19 protein-coding genes and 1 pseudogene are annotated in these 21,215 nt (G+C 71.5%); 10 read left to right on the top strand and 10 right to left on the bottom strand.

The window, feature by feature from the left end:
• The first annotated feature begins 144 nt into the window (after positions 1 to 144).
• Positions 145 to 2,457, top strand: a complete 2,313-nt coding sequence (locus KV381_RS02735; protein WP_030629218.1) for an FdhF/YdeP family oxidoreductase — start codon at positions 145 to 147, stop codon at positions 2,455 to 2,457.
• 102 nt (positions 2,458 to 2,559) lie between these two features.
• On the opposite strand, the gene KV381_RS02740 is transcribed toward KV381_RS02735, so the two are convergent.
• From KV381_RS02740 to KV381_RS02755, 4 genes are all read right to left on the bottom strand, one after another.
• A complete protein-coding gene (locus KV381_RS02740) occupies positions 2,560 to 2,727 on the bottom strand; it encodes a hypothetical protein (RefSeq protein ID WP_167396298.1) in 168 nt (55 codons plus the stop codon).
• A gap of 7 nt (positions 2,728 to 2,734) precedes the next feature.
• Positions 2,735 to 5,263, bottom strand: coding sequence for an ATP-dependent Clp protease ATP-binding subunit (locus KV381_RS02745; protein WP_030083054.1), 2,529 nt, complete (start codon positions 5,261 to 5,263; stop codon positions 2,735 to 2,737).
• Between the two features lie 100 nt (positions 5,264 to 5,363).
• Positions 5,364 to 7,088: an acyl-CoA dehydrogenase family protein gene (locus KV381_RS02750; protein WP_030083052.1), complete on the bottom strand. Its 1,725-nt coding sequence runs from the start codon at positions 7,086 to 7,088 to the stop codon at positions 5,364 to 5,366.
• A gap of 65 nt (positions 7,089 to 7,153) precedes the next feature.
• A complete protein-coding gene (locus KV381_RS02755; protein WP_030083050.1) occupies positions 7,154 to 7,720 on the bottom strand; it encodes a PadR family transcriptional regulator in 567 nt (188 codons plus the stop codon).
• Positions 7,721 to 7,889: 169 nt separating this feature from the next.
• Between KV381_RS02755 and KV381_RS02760 the strand changes: the two genes are divergently transcribed.
• The 5 genes from KV381_RS02760 (at position 7,890) to KV381_RS02780 (ending at position 11,989) form a co-directional block, all read left to right on the top strand.
• The gene (locus tag KV381_RS02760) at positions 7,890 to 8,777 is read left to right on the top strand and encodes a glucose 1-dehydrogenase (RefSeq protein WP_030629225.1); all 888 of its coding nucleotides are present in this window, start codon (positions 7,890 to 7,892) and stop codon (positions 8,775 to 8,777) included.
• A gap of 64 nt (positions 8,778 to 8,841) precedes the next feature.
• Entirely contained in the window at positions 8,842 to 10,323 is a 1,482-nt protein-coding gene (locus tag KV381_RS02765) for an aminotransferase class I/II-fold pyridoxal phosphate-dependent enzyme (protein WP_030083046.1), read from the top strand.
• A 49-nt stretch (positions 10,324 to 10,372) separates the two neighbouring features.
• A complete protein-coding gene (locus KV381_RS02770; protein ID WP_193463625.1) occupies positions 10,373 to 10,972 on the top strand; it encodes a flavodoxin family protein in 600 nt (199 codons plus the stop codon).
• A 104-nt stretch (positions 10,973 to 11,076) separates the two neighbouring features.
• Positions 11,077 to 11,403: a plasmid stabilization protein gene (locus KV381_RS02775; protein ID WP_218784380.1), complete on the top strand. Its 327-nt coding sequence runs from the start codon at positions 11,077 to 11,079 to the stop codon at positions 11,401 to 11,403.
• 49 nt (positions 11,404 to 11,452) lie between these two features.
• Positions 11,453 to 11,989 (top strand): cysteine hydrolase family protein, encoded by a 537-nt coding sequence (locus KV381_RS02780; RefSeq protein WP_030083040.1) that lies wholly within the window; start codon positions 11,453 to 11,455, stop codon positions 11,987 to 11,989.
• A gap of 16 nt (positions 11,990 to 12,005) precedes the next feature.
• Here KV381_RS02780 and KV381_RS02785 read toward each other — a convergent pair whose 3' ends face one another.
• From KV381_RS02785 to KV381_RS36900, 4 genes and pseudogenes are all read right to left on the bottom strand, one after another.
• Complete coding sequence (locus tag KV381_RS02785) at positions 12,006 to 12,812, bottom strand: SigB/SigF/SigG family RNA polymerase sigma factor (RefSeq protein WP_086777736.1); 807 nt, start codon at positions 12,810 to 12,812, stop codon at positions 12,006 to 12,008.
• Positions 12,813 to 13,036: 224 nt separating this feature from the next.
• Complete coding sequence (locus KV381_RS02790) at positions 13,037 to 14,077, bottom strand: iron-containing redox enzyme family protein (RefSeq protein ID WP_218787167.1); 1,041 nt, start codon at positions 14,075 to 14,077, stop codon at positions 13,037 to 13,039.
• The gene (locus KV381_RS37010; protein ID WP_373461196.1) at positions 14,074 to 14,337 is read right to left on the bottom strand and encodes a CDGSH iron-sulfur domain-containing protein; all 264 of its coding nucleotides are present in this window, start codon (positions 14,335 to 14,337) and stop codon (positions 14,074 to 14,076) included. Before KV381_RS37010 ends, KV381_RS02790 begins: the two co-directional genes overlap by 4 nt.
• Positions 14,338 to 14,344: 7 nt before the next feature.
• Positions 14,345 to 14,875 (bottom strand): annotated as a pseudogene (locus tag KV381_RS36900) (50S ribosomal protein L11 methyltransferase); the annotation flags it as partial.
• Here KV381_RS36900 and KV381_RS02805 point away from each other — a divergent pair.
• Together KV381_RS02805 and KV381_RS02810 are read left to right on the top strand one after the other, a co-directional pair.
• Positions 14,853 to 15,293 (top strand): SRPBCC family protein, encoded by a 441-nt coding sequence (locus tag KV381_RS02805; protein WP_030083031.1) that lies wholly within the window; start codon positions 14,853 to 14,855, stop codon positions 15,291 to 15,293. The pseudogene KV381_RS36900 and the gene KV381_RS02805 overlap by 23 nt on opposite strands.
• A gap of 136 nt (positions 15,294 to 15,429) precedes the next feature.
• On the top strand, positions 15,430 to 16,122 hold the full coding sequence (locus KV381_RS02810; RefSeq protein ID WP_030083029.1) for a response regulator transcription factor: 693 nt from the start codon (positions 15,430 to 15,432) through the stop codon (positions 16,120 to 16,122).
• A 101-nt stretch (positions 16,123 to 16,223) separates the two neighbouring features.
• On the opposite strand, the gene KV381_RS02815 is transcribed toward KV381_RS02810, so the two are convergent.
• Entirely contained in the window at positions 16,224 to 17,969 is a 1,746-nt protein-coding gene (locus KV381_RS02815; protein WP_030083027.1) for a GAF domain-containing sensor histidine kinase, read from the bottom strand.
• 169 nt (positions 17,970 to 18,138) lie between these two features.
• On the opposite strand from KV381_RS02815, the gene KV381_RS02820 reads away from it, so the two are divergent.
• Positions 18,139 to 19,134, top strand: coding sequence for a nitroreductase family protein (locus tag KV381_RS02820; protein WP_030083026.1), 996 nt, complete (start codon positions 18,139 to 18,141; stop codon positions 19,132 to 19,134).
• Positions 19,135 to 19,151: 17 nt separating this feature from the next.
• On the opposite strand, the gene KV381_RS02825 is transcribed toward KV381_RS02820, so the two are convergent.
• Positions 19,152 to 20,078 (bottom strand): universal stress protein, encoded by a 927-nt coding sequence (locus tag KV381_RS02825; RefSeq protein ID WP_218784381.1) that lies wholly within the window; start codon positions 20,076 to 20,078, stop codon positions 19,152 to 19,154.
• Between the two features lie 181 nt (positions 20,079 to 20,259).
• Here KV381_RS02825 and KV381_RS02830 point away from each other — a divergent pair, with 181 nt between their 5' ends.
• Positions 20,260 to 21,195, top strand: coding sequence for a universal stress protein (locus KV381_RS02830; protein ID WP_218784382.1), 936 nt, complete (start codon positions 20,260 to 20,262; stop codon positions 21,193 to 21,195).
• The last annotated feature ends 20 nt before the right edge of the window (positions 21,196 to 21,215 follow it).

Genomic DNA, 21,215 nt, shown 5'->3' on the forward strand with positions numbered 1-21,215 from the left:
GAGGGGTCCGGTGCGCAGCCCGGAGCGGCCCCCGAGCCGAGTGGCAGGCGGTATGCACCGGACATAGCCTGCCCGGATGGACCCGTTTCGCGCCGCCGCACCGTCCGGTCCGTCGTACCCGCAGGTGGGAAGGGTGGAAGTGTCGTGAGCACCGACAACGAAGCACAGGAGCCCCTGGAGCCCCGGGTCGGTCCCGCCCCCGAGGCCGATCCGGAGTTCCGGCCCTACCACCACCCGGCCGCCGGCTGGGGAGCGGCGAAGAGCGTGACCCGCTTCCTGGTGGAGGAACGCGCGCTGGTGGACGGTCCACGGGCCATCATGCGGATGAACCACGAGAACGGCGGCTTCGACTGTCCCGGGTGCGCGTGGCCGGACGACACCAAGGGCCTGCACCTGGACATCTGCGAGAACGGCATCAAGCACGTCACGTGGGAGATGACCCGCAAGCGCGTGGACCGCGACTTCTTCGCCGCGCACGCGGTGACGGAGCTGGCCGGGTGGAGCGACTACGACCTGGAGAACCAGGGCCGGCTGACCGAGCCGATGGTGTACGACGACGCATCCGACCACTACGTGCCGATCAGCTGGAAGGACGCGTTCGAGCTGGTCGGAGCCACCCTGCGCGGCCTCGACAGCCCGAACCGGGCGGCGTACTACACCTCCGGGCGGCTCGGCAACGAGGCCACCTTCCTCTACCAGCTGATGGCCCGCGAACTGGGCACGAACAATCTGCCGGACTGCTCCAACATGTGCCACGAGGCCAGCGGGCGGGCCCTCCAGGCCTCTCTGGGCACCGGAAAGGGGACGGTCGACCTCAAGGACTGGGAGTCCGCGGACGCCCTGTTCATCCTGGGCGTCAACGCCGCGTCGAACGCGCCCCGGATGCTCACCGCCCTCGTCGATGCCGACCGTCGCGGCGCGCAGATCGTGCACGTCAACCCGCTGGTCGAGGCGGCGGCCACCCGCACCATCGTTCCGCACGACTTCACGGACATGGCGCTGCTCAAAGCAACCGAGACCAGCACGCTGAACCTCCAGCCGCGCATCGGCGGCGACATGGCGCTGCTGCGCGGCATGGCCAAGGCGGTCCTGGAGAAGTCGGCGAGCGACCCCAAGGCCCTGGACCGTACCTTCATCGACCGTCACACCACCGGCTTCGAGGAGTACCGGGCGCTGTGCGAGGCCACGCCCTGGGAGGAGCTGGAGCACCAGTCCGGGCTGAGCCGGGACGACATCCTCAAGGCGGCGCGGGTGTACGAGGAGGCCGACCGCTCCATCGTCAGCTGGTGCCTGGGCCTCACCCAGCACGAGCACGGCGTCGACACCGTCCGCGAGATCGTCAACCTCCTGCTGCTGCGCGGCAATCTCGGCCGGGAGGGCGCGGGCCCCTCCCCCGTGCGCGGCCACAGCAACGTCCAGGGCAACCGCACCTGCGGCATCGATCACCGCCCCACCGAGGCGTTCCTGGACCGGCTCGCCGAGGCCTGCGGAATCGACCCGCCCCGCGAACACGGCCTGGACACCGTGCGGACGATCCAGGCGATGCGGGACGGCGAGGTGAAGGTGTTCGTCGGCATGGGCGGCAACTTCGCGCTCGCCGCGCCCGACACCCCGGCCACGTACGCGGCGCTGCGCTCCTGCGACCTCACCGTCCAGGTGAGCACCAAGCTGAACCGCAGTCATGTCGTGCACGGCCGCGCGGCGCTCATCCTGCCGTGCCTCGGACGCACCGAGAAGGATCATCAGCGCAAGGGGGTGCAGAGCACCTCGGTCGAGGACTCGATGAGCATGGTCCACCTGTCCGTCGGGATGAAGCGCCCCGCGTCCCCGCATCTGCTGTCCGAGCCGGCCATCGTCGCCGGGATGGCGCGCGCCGCCCTGCCGGACAGCGAGACGCCCTGGGACTGGTACATCGAGGACTACGACCGGATCCGGGACACGATGGCAAAGGCGCTGGACGGCTTCGAGGACTTCAACCGCCGGGTCCGGCTGCCCCTCGGCTTCCGGATCAGGCAGCCCGCCCGCGAACTGGTCTTCCTGACCCCGTCGGGGCGCGCCGAGTTCTCGGCGGCCGCGCTGCCCGACGTCGTGCCCGAGCCCGGCACCCTGGCGCTCGGCACGATGCGGTCGCACGACCAGTGGAACACCACCATCTACTCCGACAACGACCGCTACCGGGGCGTCAAGAACCTGCGCACGCTGGTCTTCATGAACCGGGCCGACATGCGCGAGCGCGGTATCGCCGACATGGGTTCCGTCGACATCACGAGCACGGCGAAGGACGGCAGCCGGCGGTTCCTGACCGGCTACACGGCGATCCCGTACGACATCCCGCGCGGCTGCGCGGCCGGCTACATGCCGGAGATGAACGTGCTGTGCGCGCTGGGCGACTACAGCACCCAGAGCGACCAGCCGATCATGAAGCACGTCAAGGTCACGGTGGTCCCGGCCGCCTGAGCAGCCAACGGCCCGCGTTCTCCCGCAGAGCGCGGGGGAACGCGGGAGACACCGATGTGGCAGCCGCTCGGTAGCGGCTGCCACATCGGTGTCGGACGTCTTCTAGTCGGACTTCCTGTCCTGGTCCGCGGGAAGGCCCGCATCCTCGCGGTCCTCCTCCAGGCGCTCGTCGAGTCGTTTCTCGTCCGGGCGGCGGGGCATTCCGCGGCTGTGGCTGGTGTCGGGGTCGCCCTCGACCTCTTCGTTCGACTTGTGGTGGTGATGGGACATCAGTCACTCACTCCTTGCCCTCGGGGGTGTCGGCGGCGGGGGTCTCTCCGTCGCCGTCGTCCTTGCGGATGGTGCAGTGCAGGGAGTCGTCGATCACGTCGGCGACGATCGTGTCCCCGGGGTCGGCTTCGCCGCCGAGCAGCAGGGAGGCGACGCGGTTGTCCAGTTCGGTCTGGATCGTGCGGCGCAGCGGACGGGCGCCGAACTCCGGCTGATAGCCATGGGCGACCAGGAGCTTCTTCGCCGCCTCGGTGACCTCCAGGGTCATGCCCTGGGCGTGGACCCGGTGCTTGCTGCGGTCCAGGAGGTGGTCGACGATCTCGGACAGGTCGTCCTCGGTGAGGCTGTGGAAGACGATGATGTCGTCGATACGGTTGAGGAACTCGGGCAGGAACCGGCCGCGCAGGTCCTCCATCAGCTCGTCCTTGAGCTCGGCGGCGTCGCCCTCGTGGGCGAGGATGCGGTGGGCGCCGATGTTGGACGTCATGATGACGACGCAGTGCCGGAAGTCGACGGTGCGGCCCTGTCCGTCGGTGAGGCGGCCGTCGTCGAGGATCTGGAGCAGCGTGTTGAAGACGTCGGGGTGCGCCTTCTCGACCTCGTCGAACAGGACGACGCTGTAGGGGTTGCGCCGCACCTTCTCGGTGAGCTGGCCCGCCTCGTCGTAACCGACGTATCCGGGCGGCGCTCCGACGAGCCGGGCGACCGTGTGCTTCTCCTGGAACTCGCTCATGTCGAAGCGGATCATCCGGTCGTCCTGGCCGAACAGCAGCTCGGCCAGCGTCTTGGCGAGCTCCGTCTTGCCGACGCCGGTGGGGCCGAGGAAGAGGAACGAGCCGACGGGCCGGTTCGGGTCGCCCATGCCGGCGCGGTTACGGCGTACGGCTTCGGAGACCGCGGTGACCGCCTCGCCTTGGCCGACGATCCTGGCGTGCATCTCCTCCTCCAGCTTGAGGAGTTTCTCCTTCTCGCCGGCGGTGAGCTGGGAGACGGGGATGCCGGTGCGGCGGGAGACGATGTCGGCGATGTCGGAGGCGGTGACCGAGACGACGCCCTCGCGGCGCTCCTCGATCCCGGCGAGTTCGCCCTCGACCTCGGCGATCTGCTGCTTCAGCCCGGACGCCTTCTCGAACTCCTCGCCGGCGACGGCCTCGTCCTTCTCGCGGCGCAGCTTGGCGAGGCGGTCCTCGCGGCTGACGACCTCGGTGGAGCGGTTCGCGCTGCGCAGCCGTACGCGGGCCCCGGCCTGGTCCATCAGGTCGATGGCCTTGTCGGGCAGGAAGCGGTCGCTGATGTAGCGGTCGGACAGTTCGGCCGCCGCCGTCAGGGCCCCGTCGGCGAAGCGGACCTGGTGGTGGGCCTCGTAGGCGTCCCGGAGCCCTTCGAGGATCAGTACGGTCTCCTCGACGGTCGGCTCCGGGATCAGGACGGGCTGGAAGCGGCGTTCCAGGGCGGCGTCCTTCTCGATGTGCTTGCGGTACTCGTCGATGGTCGTCGCGCCCACCACATGGAGTTCACCGCGGGCGAGGGCGGGCTTGAGCATGTTGCCCGCGTCCATCGAGCCCTCGCCGGTGGCGCCCGCGCCGACGACCGTGTGGAGTTCGTCGATGAAGAGGATGATCTCCCCTTCGGCGTTCTGCACGTCCTCGATGACCTTCTTCAGCCGTTCCTCGAACTGGCCCCGGTACTGGGCTCCGGCGACCATGCCGGACAGGTCCAGGGAGACGACCCGCTTGTCCTTGAGGGTGTCGGGCACCTCGCCGGCGACGATGCTCTGGGCGAGGCCCTCCACGATGGCGGTCTTGCCGACTCCGGGCTCGCCGATGAGGACGGGGTTGTTCTTGGAGCGCCGCGAGAGGATCTCGATGGTCTGCTCGATCTCCTCGGCCCGCCCGACGACAGGGTCGAGCTTTCCGGCCTTCGCTTCCTCGGTCAGATCGCGGCCGAACTCGTCCAGGGTCGTCGCGGGCTGCTTGGCCCCGGCGGAAGCCCCGTCCTGGCCCGCCGCGCGGTCGGCCGCGCCGCGCAGCTTCCCCACGTCGAGGTCGTCCGACCCCAGGAACCGCCCGGCCCCGGAGTCCGCGTCGTCGATGAGCGCGCCGAGGATGTGCTCGGGCCCGATGTAGGACACCCCGGCCGCCTGCGAGCGGGCGTAGGCGGCGGTCAGGGTCCGCTTGGCCGCCGGGGTGAGCCCGGGCTCGGCGGACGGCTCGGCGGACTCCCGGGGCAGCACCTCGTCGAGCTGTGCGGCGAGCGCGTCGGGGTCGACCCCGGCGCGGGACAGCAGCCCGCGCGAGGGTTCGACCTGGGTCGCCGCCCACAGCAGGTGCTCGGTGTCGAGGTCCGCGGTGCCGTCCTCGGCCGCTTTGCTGGTGGCCCGGCCCAGCAGCTCGTGGGAGGACTCGGTCAGCAGCCGGCCGATCGGCACGCGCTGCATCGCGGGGGGCGAGGAGGCGGGCGACATACCGAAGAACCGGTTCAGCAGATCGCTGAACGGATCGGACGGACCGAGGGGTGAACCGAACGCCATCGACATATCAGCTCCAGGGGCGGCGAGGGGGTTCTCCCACTCAAACGCGATGTCCACCACCCCGCAAACGGAGCGGCCCCCCGGTGCCGCCCCGCCCGGAAGGGGACTACTGCCCCATCTCGTACGCCCCCGACAGCGCCTCGACGCGCTCCCAGATCCGTGCCGAACGGGCCGCGTCGACGACGGGACGGCGTACCGCTCCGAGCGCCCAGCTCTGCTGGTCCTCGGTGGCGGAGTCCTTGCCGTGCAGTTCGACGGCGTGCGCGGAGAAGTCGCGTACGAGCACGGCGAACAGCTCGTCCAGCAGCTCCTCGTCCAGGCCGGTCAGCCGGGCCTGCTCCAGGATCAGCTGGCCGTGGACGACGAGGGCGAAGAGCTGGCCGACGGCGAGGAGGAGGTCGAGGTCGCGGCTCTGCTCCTCGTCCGGGGCGGCCGTCTCGACGAAGGCGCACAGGGCGTCGGCCTGCTCGCGGAAGCGGGCGACGTTCGGCACCTCGGTGTACGCGTCGAACGCGGTGCGCCAGTCGTGGAAGCGTACGGAGCCGAGGCCGCGCGCCGGGCCCTGCCGGAAGAGGAACGCGTCGTCGGCGGCGTCGAGGCGGGTGGGGACGGCCGGGTGGTCGACCGGGTCGAGCAGGTGGTTCCGCATGAACTTGAGGATCAGCGCGAGGTTCACGTGGACCGTGCCCTCCAGCTTCGGCAGGCCCCGGATCTCGATGGCGGCCTGGGCGAAGTAGTTGTCCTTCTCGAAGCCCTTGGCGGCGATGACGTCCCACATGAGGTCGATGACCTTCTCGCCCTCCGTGGTCACCTTCATCTTCGTCATCGGGTTGAAGAGCAGGTAGCGGCGGTCGTCGGGCCCGGCGCTGCGGAAGTAGTCGACGGCGCGGTCGCTGAACAGCTTCATTCCGATGAGCCGGACGTACGCGTCGGTCAGCTCGCGGCGCACGTGCGGGAAGGCGGTGACCGGGCGGCCGTAGAGGATGCGGTTGCTCGCGTGGGTGACGGCCTCGTACATCGCGTGCTCGCAGATGCCGATGGAGGCGGTGCAGAGGTTGAACTTGCCGACGTTGACGGTGTTGAGCGCGGCGTCGAAGGCGGCGCGGCCGGTGTGCAGGATGTCGGCGGGCGCCACCGGGTAGTCGTCCAGGCGGAATTCGCTGACGTACTTGGAGGAGTCGACGACGTTCTTCACCAGGTGGTACGCCTCGTGGCGGCTGTCGGCGGCGAAGAAGACGTAACCGTCGGGGCCCTCGATGTCGGTGCGCCGGCCGAAGACGGAGACGAGACCGGCGGCGTTGCCGTTGCCGATGTAGTACTTGGAGCCGGAGGCCCGGAAGCCGCCGTCGCTGTCCGGCGTCAGCAGCATGTCGGTGGAGTAGATGTCGGCGCCGTGGGTCTTCTCGGAGAGGCCGAAGGCGAACACCTCGCCCTGCGAGAGGAGTTCGGCCGCACGCTCGCGGGCGGCGGCGTTGTCGCTCTGCCAGACCGGGCCGAGGCCGAGGATGGTCACCTGCCAGGCGTACCAGTAGTCGAGGCCGTAGAACCCGAAGATCTCGTTGAGGGCGGCGATCCGGGCGGTGTCCCAGCGCTGGTCCTCGTTGCGCGCGGCGGATGCCGGGGTGAGGAAGGTGGCGAACAGGTCCTCCTTCGCGGCGAAGGCGAGGAAGTCGCCCAGCCAGGCGCGGGAGCGGTAGTCCTCGATCAGCCGGCGCTTGCCGCGCTCCTCGAACCAGTCGACGGTGGCGCGCAGCAGCCTGCGGGTCTCCGGGTCGAAGTGCTGGGGGTCGTAGGTGCGCGGGTTGAACAGCAAGGACGCGGAGTCAGCCATGGGGGTCGCCTTACGGGAAGGAGGAGGGTGGTCGGTGCTTACGGAGGGTGGCGGCGGGCCGCCGCTCAGGCGCCCGGCCCGGAGGCCGCGAGCCGGTTGAGGGTGTCGAGTACGTCGTCGAGCCAGGCGATCGTCATCCGCTCGAACGCGATGCCGCCGCGCAGCACGACGTGCTGGAGCTCCTGGCCCGCGTCCTGCGGTGCGGGGGCGTCGGGCCCGGTGAAGTCGCGCAGTTCCCCGGCGAGGTAGTGCGCGAGCCGGTCCCGGTGCACCTGGTGGTGCCGCTCGACCTCGCGGATCAGGGCGGCCGGGTCGTCGAAGGCCGCGCCCCGGATCTTCACGGCGAGGTCGTGCCGGAGGCTCTCGGGCTCGATCGGCTTGTGCAGCCACGCGGCGAGCGCGGTGCGGCCGGACCCGGTGACGGAGTACTCCTTCTTGTCCGGCCGGCCCTGCTGCTCCACCTCGCGGACGAGGAGCAGCCCGTCGGTCACCATGCGGCCGAGCACGCGGTAGATCTGCTGGTGGGTGGCGGTCCAGAAGTACCCGATGGACCGCTCGAACCGGCGGGCCAGCTCGTAGCCGGAGCCCGGCCGCTCCAGCAGGGAGACGAGGATCGCGTGGTCGAGAGCCATACCGCGATCCTTCTATGCAACGAGTTGCATAGACAAGTCGTGGAGCCCCGGTGAGACACGGCTCACCCGGGCAGGAGCGGCCCGACGGCGAAAGCGGGCGTTTCGGTCATGCCTGGAAGGGCACCCGGAGCAGCGTGCACCGCCGAGCAGGACAGGAAAGGACCGGCCGATGACGAACGACGAACCGCCGCGGGACCCGAACCAGCTCCATCCACGGCCCGATTTCCCGCAGCAGGACCAGGCACACCCCGGCTGGACCGGCCCGATGGATCCACCGCCCGACCACGGCGAGGACTCCTATCGCGGATCCGGCCTGCTCGACGGCCGGAAGGCCGTGATCACCGGCGGCGATTCCGGCATCGGCCGAGCGGTGGCGCTGGCCTTCGCGCGGGAAGGCGCGGACGTGGTGCTGACCCATCTCCCGGAGGAGGAGAAGGAGGCCCAGGAGACCGTCCGGCTGGTGGAGCGGGCGGGCCGCGGCGCGGTGCCGGTCGTCTGCGACATCCGGGACGAGAAGCAGTGCCGTGCGCTCGTGGAGCGGGCCGTGTCGGAGTTCGGCCGGATCGACGTCCTGGTGAACAACGCGGCGTACCAGATGTCCCAGCCCGACGGGATCGCCGCCATCTCGACCGAGCAGTTCGACCGTGTGATGCGCACCAACCTCTACGGCATGTTCTGGCTGTGCAAGACCGCGCTGCCGCACATTCCGCCCGGCGGCTCGATCATCAACACCACCTCGGTGCAGGCGTACAAGCCGAGCCCGCATCTGCTGGACTACGCGATGACGAAGGGCGCGATCGTCACGTTCACGCAGGGGCTGGCCCAGATGCTGGCCTCCGACGGCATCCGCGTCAACGCGGTGGCCCCGGGACCGGTCTGGACGCCTCTCATCCCGGCGACCCTGCCCGACACCACCGCGTTCGGAAAGCAGAGCCCGCTGGGCCGCCCCGCACAGCCGGCCGAGATGGCGCCCGCCTATGTCTTCCTCGCCTCCGCGAACGCCTCGTTCATCACCGGCGAGATCATGAACGCCACCGGCGGCACACCGCTCCCGTGACGCCGGTACCGCCGCCGACGCACGGCCCTGATTGGCCGGCAGCCCGCCCGGGAAAGCGTGGTGAATGACCATGAACCATGACGAAGCGCCTGTTCTCGACGCTCTGGCGGCCTACCACGAGCACGACGAGCTGGGCTTCTCGCCGCCCGGTCACAAGCAGGCCCGGGGCGCCTCCGCCGCCGTGCGCTCCGTGCTCGGCGACGCGGCGTTCTTCGGGGACGTACTCGCCACGGGCGGACTGGACGACCGGCGCGGGAGGTCCGCGGTGCTGCGGCGCGCCGAGGAGCTCATGGCCGACGCGGTTCACGCGGAGCACACCTTCTTCTCCACCTGCGGCAGCTCGTTGTCGGTGAAGGCGGCCATGCTCAGCGTCGCCGCGCCCGGGCAGAAGCTCCTGGTCGGCCGGGACGCGCACAAGTCGGTCATCGCCGGACTCATCCTCTGCGGAGTCGAGCCCGTATGGCTGGAACCGCAGTGGGACGCGGAGCGCCATCTCGCGCATCCGCCGTCACCGGCGACCGTCGAGAAGGCCTTCGCCGAGCATCCCGACGCCCGCGGCGCGCTGGTCACCAGCCCGACTCCGTACGGAACGGCCGCGGACCTGCGGGCGATGGCCGACATCTGCCACCGCCGCGCCAGGCCGCTGATCGTGGACGAGGCCTGGGGCGCCCACCTGCCGTTCCATCCGGAGCTTCCGTCCTGGGCCATGGACGCGGGCGCCGACGTCTGCGTCACCAGCATCCACAAGATGGGCAGCGGTCTGGAACAGGGCTCGGTCTTCCATCTCCAGGGCGATCTGGTGGACCACGACACCCTGGCCTCGCGCGCGGACCTGCTCGGCACCACCAGCCCGTCCGTGCTGCTCTACGCGGGCATCGACGGCTGGCGCCGCCAGATGGCGCTGGACGGTCACGCGCTGCTCTCGCGCGCGCTCGACCTGACGGCGACGGTGCGCAGCCGTATCGAGGAGATCGAGGGCATGCACGTCAACGACCGGGACGACTTCTGCGGGCCCGGAGCGGCCGCCGAGTTCGACCCGCTGCCCGTGATCATCGACATCCGAGGACTCGGCACCACCGGCTACCGGGCGGCCGACTGGCTGCGCGAACACCACCGGATCGACATGCATCTCGTGGACCACCGCCGCATCAGCGCGCAGTTCACCCACGCCGACGACGCCGGCACGGCCGAGCGGCTGCTGACCGCCCTGCGGGACCTTTCCCGCAACGCGCACACGCTCCGTCCCGCACCCGAGGTGCACGTGCCCACGCCGCGGGAGCTCCGCCCCGACCAGGCCCTGCTGCCGCGCGACGCCTACTTCGCGGAGACCGAGGACGTCCCCGCCGCGAAGGCCGTGGGCCGCGTCGCCGCCGAGATGCTGACGCCGTACCCGCCCGGCATTCCGGCCGTACTGCCCGGCGAACGCATCACCGAACCCCTCCTGCGCTATCTGCGCTCAGGGGTCGAGGCCGGCATGAACGTGCCCGATCCCGCCGATCCCACGCTGGAGACCATCCGGGTGTGTGCCACCGACGGAGACCTCTGACGCACAGCCCTGCCCTGCCCGCTTCCGCACTCCCGAAGGAGCCGCCCTCATGCGCGCACTCGCTCTCGTCTGCACGTTGAACGCCTCGCCCGCCCGGTCCAGCAGCCACCACATCGCCGAACAGGTCATGGCCGGGTTCGCGCGCCATGACGTCCAGGGCGAGATCGTCCGCGTGGCCGACCACGACGTCCGTCCCGGCATCGGCGTGGACATGGGCGACGGCGACGCCTGGCCCACCCTGCGGGAGAAGGTCCTGGCCGCCGACATCCTCCTCGTGGCCACGCCCATCTGGCTCGGACACCCTTCGAGCGTCTGCCAGCGGGTCCTGGAACGTCTCAACGCCGAGTCGTCCGAGACCGACGACCAGGGCCGGCCGCACACCTACGGCAAAGTCGCGGCCGTGGCCGTCGTCGGCAACGAGGACGGTGCGCACAAGGTGAGCGCCGACGTGTTCCAGGGGCTGAACGACGTCGGCTTCTCGCTGGCGCCCGGGGCCGTCACGTACTGGGTCGGCGAAGCCATGCACGGCACCGACTACCAGGATCTGGACGAGACGCCCGAGGCCGTCGCCTCGACGACCGAGGCGCTCGCGGCGAACGCCGTCCACCTGGCCCGCCTGCTCGCCGACCGCCCGTACCCGGCCTCCTGACCTACGGGGAGCCGACAGCGGGCGCTTTCCCGGTGGGCGTTGTTTAGTGGAGTCCGAACAGGAAACGCGGGAGACAGATCTCAGGAAGAGGAAAGGAGTACGTCATGCCGGCCGGATCCAGCAAGAAGCGTGAGCGGCAGTACGAGCACATCAAGGAGAGCCAGGAGGAACGCGGCGCCTCCGAGGGACGCGCGAAAGAAATCGCCGCCCGGACCGTGAACAAGCAGCGCGCCCGGTCGGGCGAGTCGAAATCGGCGAGCAGGACGTCGACGCAGGACAGGAAGTCGGCCTACCAACGCGGTGGAGAACGCTCCCACAAGGGCGCGCAGGGCCCCACGAAGGATCAGCTCTACGCGGAGGCCAGGAAGAAGAACATCGACGGCCGGTCCTCGATGAACAAGGCGGAGCTGAAGAAGGCGCTCGGTCGCTGACGGTCGGGCGCCCGGGCGCCCGGGAAAGAGCCGGGGAGAGTACGGGGCCATGGGAAACAGCGCTCTCATCGTCATCGACATGATCAATAGCTACGATCATCCGGATGCGGAGCTGCTCGTCCCCTCCGTGCGCACGGCCCTTCCTCAGCTCACTCGTCTGATCGGCCGGGCGCGTGCGGAGAAGGTTCCCGTCATCTACGCGAACGACAATTTCGGCGAATGGCGGTCCCATCATGGAGAGATCGTCGAGACGGCTCTCGCCGGAAAGAACGCCGGACTGGTCGAACCTGTGCTGCCCGACGACGATTCCCTTTTCGTCGTCAAGGCCCGGCATTCCATCTTCTACGAAACACCGCTCAGCTATCTGCTGTCCCAACTGGACGTGGCTCACGTCGTGCTGGCCGGCCAGGTGACGGAGCAGTGTGTTCTGTATTCGGCGCTCGACGCGCATATCCGGCAGCTGCGGGTGACCGTCCCCCGCGACGCTGTCGCGCACATCCACAGCGACCTCGCCGACGCGGCTCTGCGCATGATGGAGCGAAACATGGGGGCCGCCGTCCGCGACGCGGACTCCGTCGCCTTCTGACACCCGCCGGGCGCCGTCATACCGGGTGCGGGGCGGCGCCGCGAGGCCGGTCACGGCGGGCGGGTTCGCGGGTCGCTTCCTCGCGGATCCTGCGGCAGGACTCGGCGATCAGGCGTGACACGTGCATCTGGGAGACGCCGAGTTCGGCGGCGATGGCGCTCTGCGTCATTCCGGCGAAGAACCGCAGGTAGAGCACTCGCTTCTCGCGGTCGGCCAGGCCCTGGATCCCGGGTCTCGCCGCCTCTCGGTCGAGCACCAGCTCGTACGCCTCGTCGACGGCTCCGAGGCTGTCGCCGAGCAACAGGTCGCCGCCGGACGAGGTCTCGGCGTCGATGGACAGCGCGCTGAAGCCGTGCAGGGCCTCGTTGCCCTGCCGGACCTGGTCCTCGGTCAGCCCGGTGTGCTCGGCGATCCGGGCAGCTGACGGCACAGCGCCCGCGGCGGCCAGTTCGGCGACGGCCAGACGGACGGCGTTACGGAGGTTCTGGATCCGGCGAGGCACGTGCACGGACCACATCCGGTCCCTGAAGTGCCGCTTGATCTCGCCGGTGATGGTGGGCACGGCGAACGGCACGAAGGCGTGGGCGAGCCGCGGATCGTAGCGGTCGACGGCGTTGACGAGGCCGACGGCCGCGACCTGCCGCAGGTCCTCCAGCGACTCGCCGCGGTTGCGGTACCGGGCGGCCAGCCGGTGGGCCATGGGGAGCCAGGCGCAGATGATCTCCTCGCGCAGGTGCTCGCGCGCGGGCCCTTCGGGCAGTTCGACGAGTCGACGGAAGCACGCTGCCGTGTCGGGGTCGGCATACCGGCTTTCCGCGGCCATGAGTGCGTTCGCCTCCTCGCCGTACGGGATCGCTGTCGCCGGGAGGATGGTGCGGTGGCCGTTCCGGGCGTCCATGAGGACGGCTCACAGCATCCGTCTCCGGGGCGTGCCTCGCGTCCGAAGCACCTCATGGCCTTGCCGTTCGCGGGTGGCGGGCAAACGGAGTCCGCCGTACGACCATCCGCACGGCGGACTCCGTTCACACCTCCGGCGGGCTTCGTCCCTCATGGCGTGAAAGGCGTGAGCGGCGCGCGCAACGCTGTCCGCCCGTCGCGCCACGCGGTCAGCAGGTGCTCCGCCAGGCGGTCCTCCAGGTGGCCCGTCGCCTCGATGCCCAGGACGACGTCGGCCGCCAGCTCCGGCTCGTCCTCCAGCAGCCCGGCGATCACATCGTGGCGGACCACTTGTTCATGGACCGCGTCCGCTTCCACGTGCTCGTCGTAGAACCGCTGGGCGGCATGGCCCGCGCCCGCCCTGCGCAGGGCGGCCGCCAGCCGCCTGGACCCCGGTGAGGAGGTGATCTCCACGGCCGCGAAGTGTCCGACCAGCGCGCCGCGAAGGCGCCGGTGCAGGCCGAAGAGGGACATCAGGTTGACCGTGGCCAGGGCTTCGGCGGGCGCGGTGGCGAGATGGCGGCCGTACCGCGGGTCGAGGCCGAGGTCGGCCATCAGGTCGGCGAAGAGCTGCGCGTGGATGTCCTCGGCCCGCCCCGCGCCGAACTCGTCGAACTCCACGGCGACCATCGCCGCCTTCGCCCGGCCGCGGAGCCTGGGCACCACCCACAGATGCGGGTCGGCCTCCTTGAGGTGGTAGAGGGAGCGCAGTGCCGCGTACTCCCGCAGCTGCCACAGCTCTCCCTCCCGCTGGAGGTGGTGGCTGACGCTGTGCCCGTCGTCGCCCACCGGCTCCACCAGCAGCGCGTCGACCGCGGCCGTCACGTCCGTGCCGCCCGGACCGCTGTCGCGGCGCAGCGCGTCGAGGAAGACGTCCTCGGCGGCGGCGCGCACACCGAGGAGGGCGGGGTCCCACTCCAGGCGCTCGTCCGTACCGGCGAACCCCCGGTAGTGGAGCTCGTACAGGACGTAGAGGAGCAGCTGCAGGTCGTCACCGTACGGGTCGGCACGGCGGACCCGTACGGCTTCCGGCAGTCGCGATCCATGGCCGTCCAGCACCTCGATGACGCTCTCACTCAGCTGCCCACGGGCGGGTGGGAGCTCGGGAGAGGCCGCGGGGCCGCGGTGCGGGGTGGTGGCCGAGGTCGTCACGGTCGGGTCTCCTCCTCGCCCTCCTGGGGCTGTCGGTCGCCCGGGCCGGGCCCGGTGGGCTTGCGGCGGCGGTGGCTGGTGTCGCACCACGGCTGGGTGCGGCTGCGGCGGCAGGTGCAGATCGCGACGACGAACCGGTCGGACCGGACCGTCGTGCCGTCGTCGCCCGGTCGCCCGGTGGGCGGCCTCCGGGCAGGACGGACCGGCGGGTGCGGTGACCACCGCGTCGAAGGTACGGCCCGGCAGGGCGCGCAGCAGATCTCCTCGGCGCACCGTGACGGGCAGCCCGGCGAGCGTGCTGTTCAGCCGTGCCGACGCCACGGCCCGACGGCTGATGTCCACCGCGGTGACACTGGCGCCGAGCCGGGCCGCGTGCAGGGCCAGTGCCCCGCTTCCGGTGCACAGGTCCAGCACGTCCATGCCCGGCCGGATGCCCTCGCGGCGCATGGCGGAGGCCAGCAGCAGCGTGTCGGTCTGCGGCCGGTACACACCGGGGAGGCACACCACTCTGACCGGTCGTGGCGCTTCGCCGGGCGCCTCCGGCGGGGCCTGCTGCGTCATCCTGCCGCCTTCGTCCTCGGGGGTACGCGTTCCTCGCGGCTTCGGTGCCCGTGCCGCCGTAATGGAGTGACCCTCGACGGCTTCGCCAAACATTCTCCCGGCCGACGCGGACCCAAAGGGGTGCATTTCCGGGTGTTTCGCCTGGCCCGGGGGTGGTACCCGGTGGCGGCACCCCCGGCGCACGTCCGGCGTCGGCCGACGAATCGAGGAGACCATGGCCGCCCGGCACCACCTCATCGACCGACCGCCGTCCGCGGTATGGACCGTGCTCGAAGACGAACAGCTGTACGGGAAGTGGGTCGTGGGCACGTCCGGGTCCCGCAGGGAGCAGGGCGACTGGCCCGAGGTCGGCTCGTCGATCACGTATCGCGTGGCGCTCGGGCCGAAGGAGTTCACCGGCCGGACCGTCGTCCGGCTCGTCGACAAGCCGCGAGCGCTGGAGCTGGAGGCCGAGGCGGGCCCGCTGGGGTCGGCCCGGATCGCCCTGGACATCCGGCCGTGGGGCGACCGGACCCTGGTGATCGTGGACGAGCACCCTCTGCGGGGCCTCGGCGGCACGCTCCACAACGTGCTGCTGGACTCGGTGATCCAGATCCGCCACCGCACCATGCTGGCGCGCCTCGCCCGGCTGGTCGAACACCGGACGGACTCCTGACCCGGCCTCGAAGCCGGGTCCGGTCCCCCCGGCCCGCACGGTCTGCACCAGGGTGCGGCGGGCGCACCGCTCCTGGGACAATGCCGGTAGGCAGGCGACCGCACACCCGCGCGGACCGAGACATCAGGGGTCGCAGATGTCCGACACACCGACTGACTCCGGTGGGGCGCCGGTCCGTGTCTTCCTGCTGGACGACCACGAAGTGGTACGGCGTGGGGTGCGCGATCTGCTGGAGGCGGAGCCGGATCTGGAGGTGGTCGGCGAGGCCGCCACCGCCGGGCAGGCGCTGGCGCGCGGACCGGCGCTGCGGCCCGATGTCGCCGTGCTCGACGTCCGGCTGTCCGACGGCGACGGCGTCACCGTCTGCCGCGAGCTGCGGTCCCGGATGCCGGAGCTGGCCTGTCTGATGCTGACCTCGTTCGACGACGAGGAGGCGCTGCTCGACGCGATCATGGCCGGAGCGGCCGGTTACGTGCTGAAGCAGATCAACGGCTCGGACCTGGTCTCCGCCGTGCGGACCGTGGCGACGGGCCGGTCGATGCTGGATCCCGCGACCACGGCGAGGCTCCTGCGGTCGCTGCGGGGCCCGGAGGACGACGGGCCGCCGGAGGACGAGCGGCTCGCGGTGCTGTCCGAGCGGGAGCGTTCGGTGCTCGATCTCGTCGGCGAGGGGTTCACCAACCGGCAGATCGCCGAGCGGCTGTACCTCTCCGAGAAGACCGTCAAGAACCACATCTCCCGGCTGCTCGGGAAGCTGGGCGTGGAACGCCGGGTGCAGGCGGCCGTCATCGCGGCGGAGGTACGGGAGCACCGGCAGCACGAGCAGTGAGCCGGCGGCGCGCGTGGACCGGCCGTTCGGCCGGTGAGGCGGCGGGCGCACATGCACCGGCTGTTCGGCCGGTGAGGCGGCGACGCGTGTGGACCGCCCGTTCAGCCGTGCCCGGGAAGCGACGGGATCCGCCACTCCAGCACGGTGCCGTTGCCGGGGCGCGGCTCGGCGCGGACGGAGAGGGTGCCGCCCAGGCTCTCGGCCCGTTCGGCAAGGTTCCGCAGGCCGCCGCGCCGGCCGTCGGTCGGGAGGCCGGGCGGGAGGCCGATGCCGTCGTCGGTCACCGTCACCACCAGCACCCCTTCGTCGGCGGTGACCGAGACCTCCGCCCGGTTCGCCGCCGCGTGCCGGGCGACGTTGCTCAGGGCCTCTCCGATGACCGCGATCACATGGTCGGCCACCGCGCGCGGCACATCCGTGTCGATCAGCCCCTCCATCCGGAGCGCCGGGCTGAACCCCAGGGCGGGCGCCGCGTCGTCCATCGCCTGGACGACCCGGGTCCGGAGCGTCGGAGCTCCTTTGGAGCTCCCGTGCTCCCGCAGGCCGAAGATGGTGGATCGGATGATCTTGATGGTGGAGTCGAGGTCGTCGATCGCCCGGCCCAGCCGCTCGGCCGCCCCCGGATGCTCGACCAGCGGGCGGGCGCTCTGCAGGGTCATCCCGGTGGCGAACAGCCGCTGGACCGCCAGGTCGTGCAGGTCGCGGGCGATCCGGTCGCGGTCCTCCAGGAGGCTCATCTGCTCGGCGTCCCGGCGGCGGTCGGCCAGTTCGAGGGCGAGGGCGGCCTGGTCGGCGAAGCCCGGCAGAGCGGCGATCTCCGCGTCCATGAACATCGGTCCGCCTTCGAGCCGGGCGAGGATCAGGACTCCGCTCAGCTTCTCCTGGGTGCCCACCGTGACGGCCACCACCGGACCGAACCCCTTCCACCTGTCCGGCAGCACGGTGACCCTCGGGTCGTCGGCGACGTCCGGCACCGTGACGAGCCCGTCCTGCGCCAGGGCCAGGGCGGCGAGCGTGCCCCGGCTGCTCGGCAGCACCATGCCGCCGTGCGCGTCGGCCCGCTCGCCCAGGGCGAGCGAACCGGTCAGCTCGCCGTCCGGCCCGAGGCGGTAGAAGACCCCGAGGTCGGCCCCGGCGATGTCGACGGCCTGCTCCAGCATCCCGTGGAGCACCTCCGGCTCGGTGGAGCCGGACAGCAGCGCGCTGGTGACGTCCGAGCTCGCGGCGAGCCAGCGCTCCTTGAGCCGTGCCTCCTCGTAGAGGCGGGCGTTCTCGATGGCGATGCCGGCCGCGACCGCCAGGGTCGAGACGACGGCCTCGTCCTCCGCGTCGAAGTCGGCCGAACCGCGCTTCTCGGTGAGGTAGAGGTTGCCGAACACCTCGTCGCGTACCCGGATCGGCACGCCGAGGAAGGAGTGCATCGGCGGATGGTCGGGCGGGAAGCCGTACGAGGCCGGATGGTCCGCGAGCTCGGAGAGCCGCAGGGGCTCGGGGTGCCGGATCAGCTCGCCGAGCAGGCCGTGCCCGGAGGGGAGGTCGCCGATCCGCGCGCGCACCTCGTCGCTGATGCCGATGGGGAGGAACTGGGCGAGTTTCCGGTCGTCGCCCACCACGCCCAGCGCACCGTACTCGGCGTCGACCAGCGCGACGGCGGACTCGACGATCCCGCGCAGCACCTGCGGCAGATCCAGCTCCCGCCCCACGGAGACGACCGCGTCGAGCAGGCCGTTCAGCCGGTCCCGGGTACCTCTGAGTTCGTCGATACGGCCCTGGATCTCGTCGAGCAGCTCATCGAGCCGCAGTCGCGGGAGCCGGGCCACGTGGGTCTCGTCGCCGTCCACGCCCATGGGCACCTCCGACGGCCGGAAGGAGACGAGGAGCGCTCACCGACCGCTCTCCCAACGTATCCCGCGCACTCCGTCGCCTCATGTCGGGAAGCGCGTGATGAGGGGGCGCGGGGCGGGTACGGAGCAGGTAGAGAGCGGTACCGCTGACCTCTCGCAGACAGGACACGCCATGCTCACGCAGGAACAACAACAGCTCACGGCGGTGGTGACGTCGCTGGTCGAGGACGCCGTCGCCGCGCCGTCCATGCACAACGCCCAGCCCTGGAGATTCGTCCACCACGCGGGCTCCGGGCTGCTCTCCCTGTACGGCGATCCGGAACGCACACTGCCGGTCGGTGACCCGGACCGGCGAGGTCTGCATCTGGGGTGCGGCGCGGCGCTGCTCAATCTGCGCGTGTCCGCCGCGCTGCACGGGTGGACCGCCGACGCCGAGCTGCTTCCCGATCCCTCGGACCACCTGCGTCTCGCCGACGTCCGGCTGACGGAGTCCGGGACCACGGACACCGTGCTGGCCGACCTCCATCCCGCGATCGCGCGACGGCACACCAGCCGTTTCCCGTTCTCCGACGAGCCGATCCCGCCGGAGCTGTTCGACGAGCTGTGCGCGGCGGCCCTCCTGGAAGGCTGCCGGCTGATCGTGCCCGGCACCTGGCACCGGGACGCCGTGCTGGACCTCGTCCACGACGCGGAGCTCCTGGAGTCCGCCAGCGCGGCCATGCGCGCCGAGATCGCCGACTGGACGCGCACCGGCAGGACCGGCGAGGGCCCCGCCGACGACGGCATCCCGTCCTCCGCCTTCGGCCCGCGCCAGTACGGTGTGACGGCCCCCGCCCGGGACTTCGACACCCCCCGCACCGTGCCGGACCGTACGGCGGCCACGTTCGAGGAGCGGCCGCAGATCGCGCTCCTCGGCACGGCGACGGACACCCCGGCGGACTGGCTGCGGGCAGGGCAGGCGATGCAGCGCGTGCTTCTGGAGGCCACGCTCGACGGTCTCTCGACCTCGCTGATGTCGCAGCCGCTCGAATGGCCCGAACTCCGCCCCCTCACCCGTGATCCCGGCTCCACGTCGGGCTTCGTGCACATGGTGCTGCGGCTCGGCTACGGCCCCTCGGGAACGGCCACCCCGCGCCGGCCGGTCGCCGACGTCCTCACCGTCGTATGAGCCGGTGGGACGCCGGCTCACGAGGCGTCCGCCACCTCCGACGTCCCGGCGGCCTCATCGGCGTAACCGGGCGGAATGATCTCGACGGGGCAGTTCCCGTGGTGCAGCATCGCGTGAGCGACCCGTCCCAGCGCCGGACCGGCTCCCAGCACCCGCCGCTTGCTGCCCATCACCATCAGATCGGTGTGGACCGAGGCCTCGACGAGCATGCCGGGGACGCTGGTGCCCGTCTCGACGTGATGGACGAGCGGGAGGTCCGGGTACAGCTGGGAGAGGCGTTCGGCCACGGCCGCGACCTCGTGCACCTTCTCGTCGGCGATGTCCCCGAGGCTGTCGAGCATGGTGGTGACACCGCCGACGTGCGCGAGGACGTTGTAGACGCTCAGCAGCCGCAGTGACGCCTTTCGGGCCTGTGCCTCGGCGGCGGCGATCCGCAGCCAGTCGAGATCCGACGCGCCGTGCACGGCGGCGGTGACCACGCCGGTTCCGGGCCGGTCGGCCGCGCCGCGTACCACGATCACCGGGACCTCGGTCCGCGCGGCCACCCCCAGCCCGACGGATCCGAGCATCAGGGAGCCGAAGCCGCCCAGGCCCCTGTTGCCCACGACGATCGTGCCGCGTTCCCCGGCCGCGGCGTGCAGCCCGGCCACCGGCCCCTGGCGGCTGAGTTCCGTCGTCACGACCAGGCCGGGCCGGCTCTCCCGCACCGCGGCCGCGGTCTCGGCGAGCAGTTTCCGCCCCGCCTCCCGTACGGCCTGGATGGTGTCGGCCGAGGAGTGGAACACCCGCCGGTCGCTGTCGGACGCGTGGACGATGTGCAGCGGGCCCCCGCGGTGGTCCGCCTCGGCCGCGGCCCACAGCGCGGCCTCTCGTGCCGGTGTGGACGCGTCCACTCCGACCACGACGGCGCCGAGTTCCGGGCGCCCGGGAATGTCGCTGGTCATGACGGCTCCTCGCGCAGGGTCGGGAGAGTGACACCTCCACCGTCGCACCGGTCGGCGGGCGGCGGGCATGGGCCTTTCGGCCCCGATCGAGCCCTGTCGGCCCTCCCCCGGCGGGCCCGGCGGGCAGGAGGCTGGAGACGTGGTTCCGCACCGGGACCCGGCACGCCGAGGAGGCCCCGTCATGAACCGCCACGTCACCGTCGGCCTGGACGACTCCACCGAAAGCCACGCGGCAGCGGCCTGGGCCGCCCGTGAAGCAGCGTCGCGGGGCGTCGCACTGCGTGTGGTGCACGTGGAGGAGTGGCCGATCACCCCGGAGATCCCACTGACTCTCACCGAGGCGCTGGTCGAGCGGTACGAGACCCTGCTGCGCGAGGCGGCGGAACGGGCCCGCCGTGACCATCCGGGCCTCGACGTCACGACGGAGATGGTGCACGGACGGGCCGGGGCCGAACTGACCAGGGCCGCGGACGAGGCCGAGGTGATGGCGCTGGGCTCACGCGGGCTCGGCGGGTTCGTCGGCTTCCTGGTCGGCTCGGTCTCGCTCGCGGTCGTCGCCGCGTCGACACGGCCGGTGGTGCTCGTACGGGCGGAGCGGCCCGGTGCGGAGGCGGGCGCCACGGAATCCGCCGGCGCGCGGCCGGAGCAGGCTTCCGCGGGCCGCGGAGGACGCCGCCGGTGGCCGAGGAGGGGCCGACATCGCGGAGGACCCGCGACCTCGCCGGATGTGGTCCTCGGCCTCGACATCGCGCACCCGAGCGACCCGCTGCTGGATTTCGCCTTCGGTACGGCCGCCCGCCGGAACCTGCCGCTCCGGGTCGTCACAGCGGAGATGGTCACCGGGCCGGCCGGCCTACGGGCCGCGGCGAAGGCCGAAGGGCTGATCGGCACTGCTCCGCGGGCCGGCGGGGCTGACGGTTCCGCCCCTGGCGGTCGGGTCGTGGAGAAGGTGGTTGTCGGTCCGGCCGCCCGCGAGCTCGTCCACGCCTCCCGTGGCGCGGAGCTGCTCGTCGTCGGACGGCGCGGCAGGCGGCCCGCGCTGCCGCACCTCGGGCACGTCGCCCACGCCGTGATCCATCACAGCAGCGCGCCGGTGGCCGTCGTCCCACTCGCCTGAGCGCCTCCGGCCGGGCCCGC

The sequence above is a fragment of the Streptomyces sp. WY228 genome, from assembly GCF_019287315.1.
In the GTDB taxonomy this organism is placed as follows: domain Bacteria; phylum Actinomycetota; class Actinomycetes; order Streptomycetales; family Streptomycetaceae; genus Streptomyces; species Streptomyces caviscabies.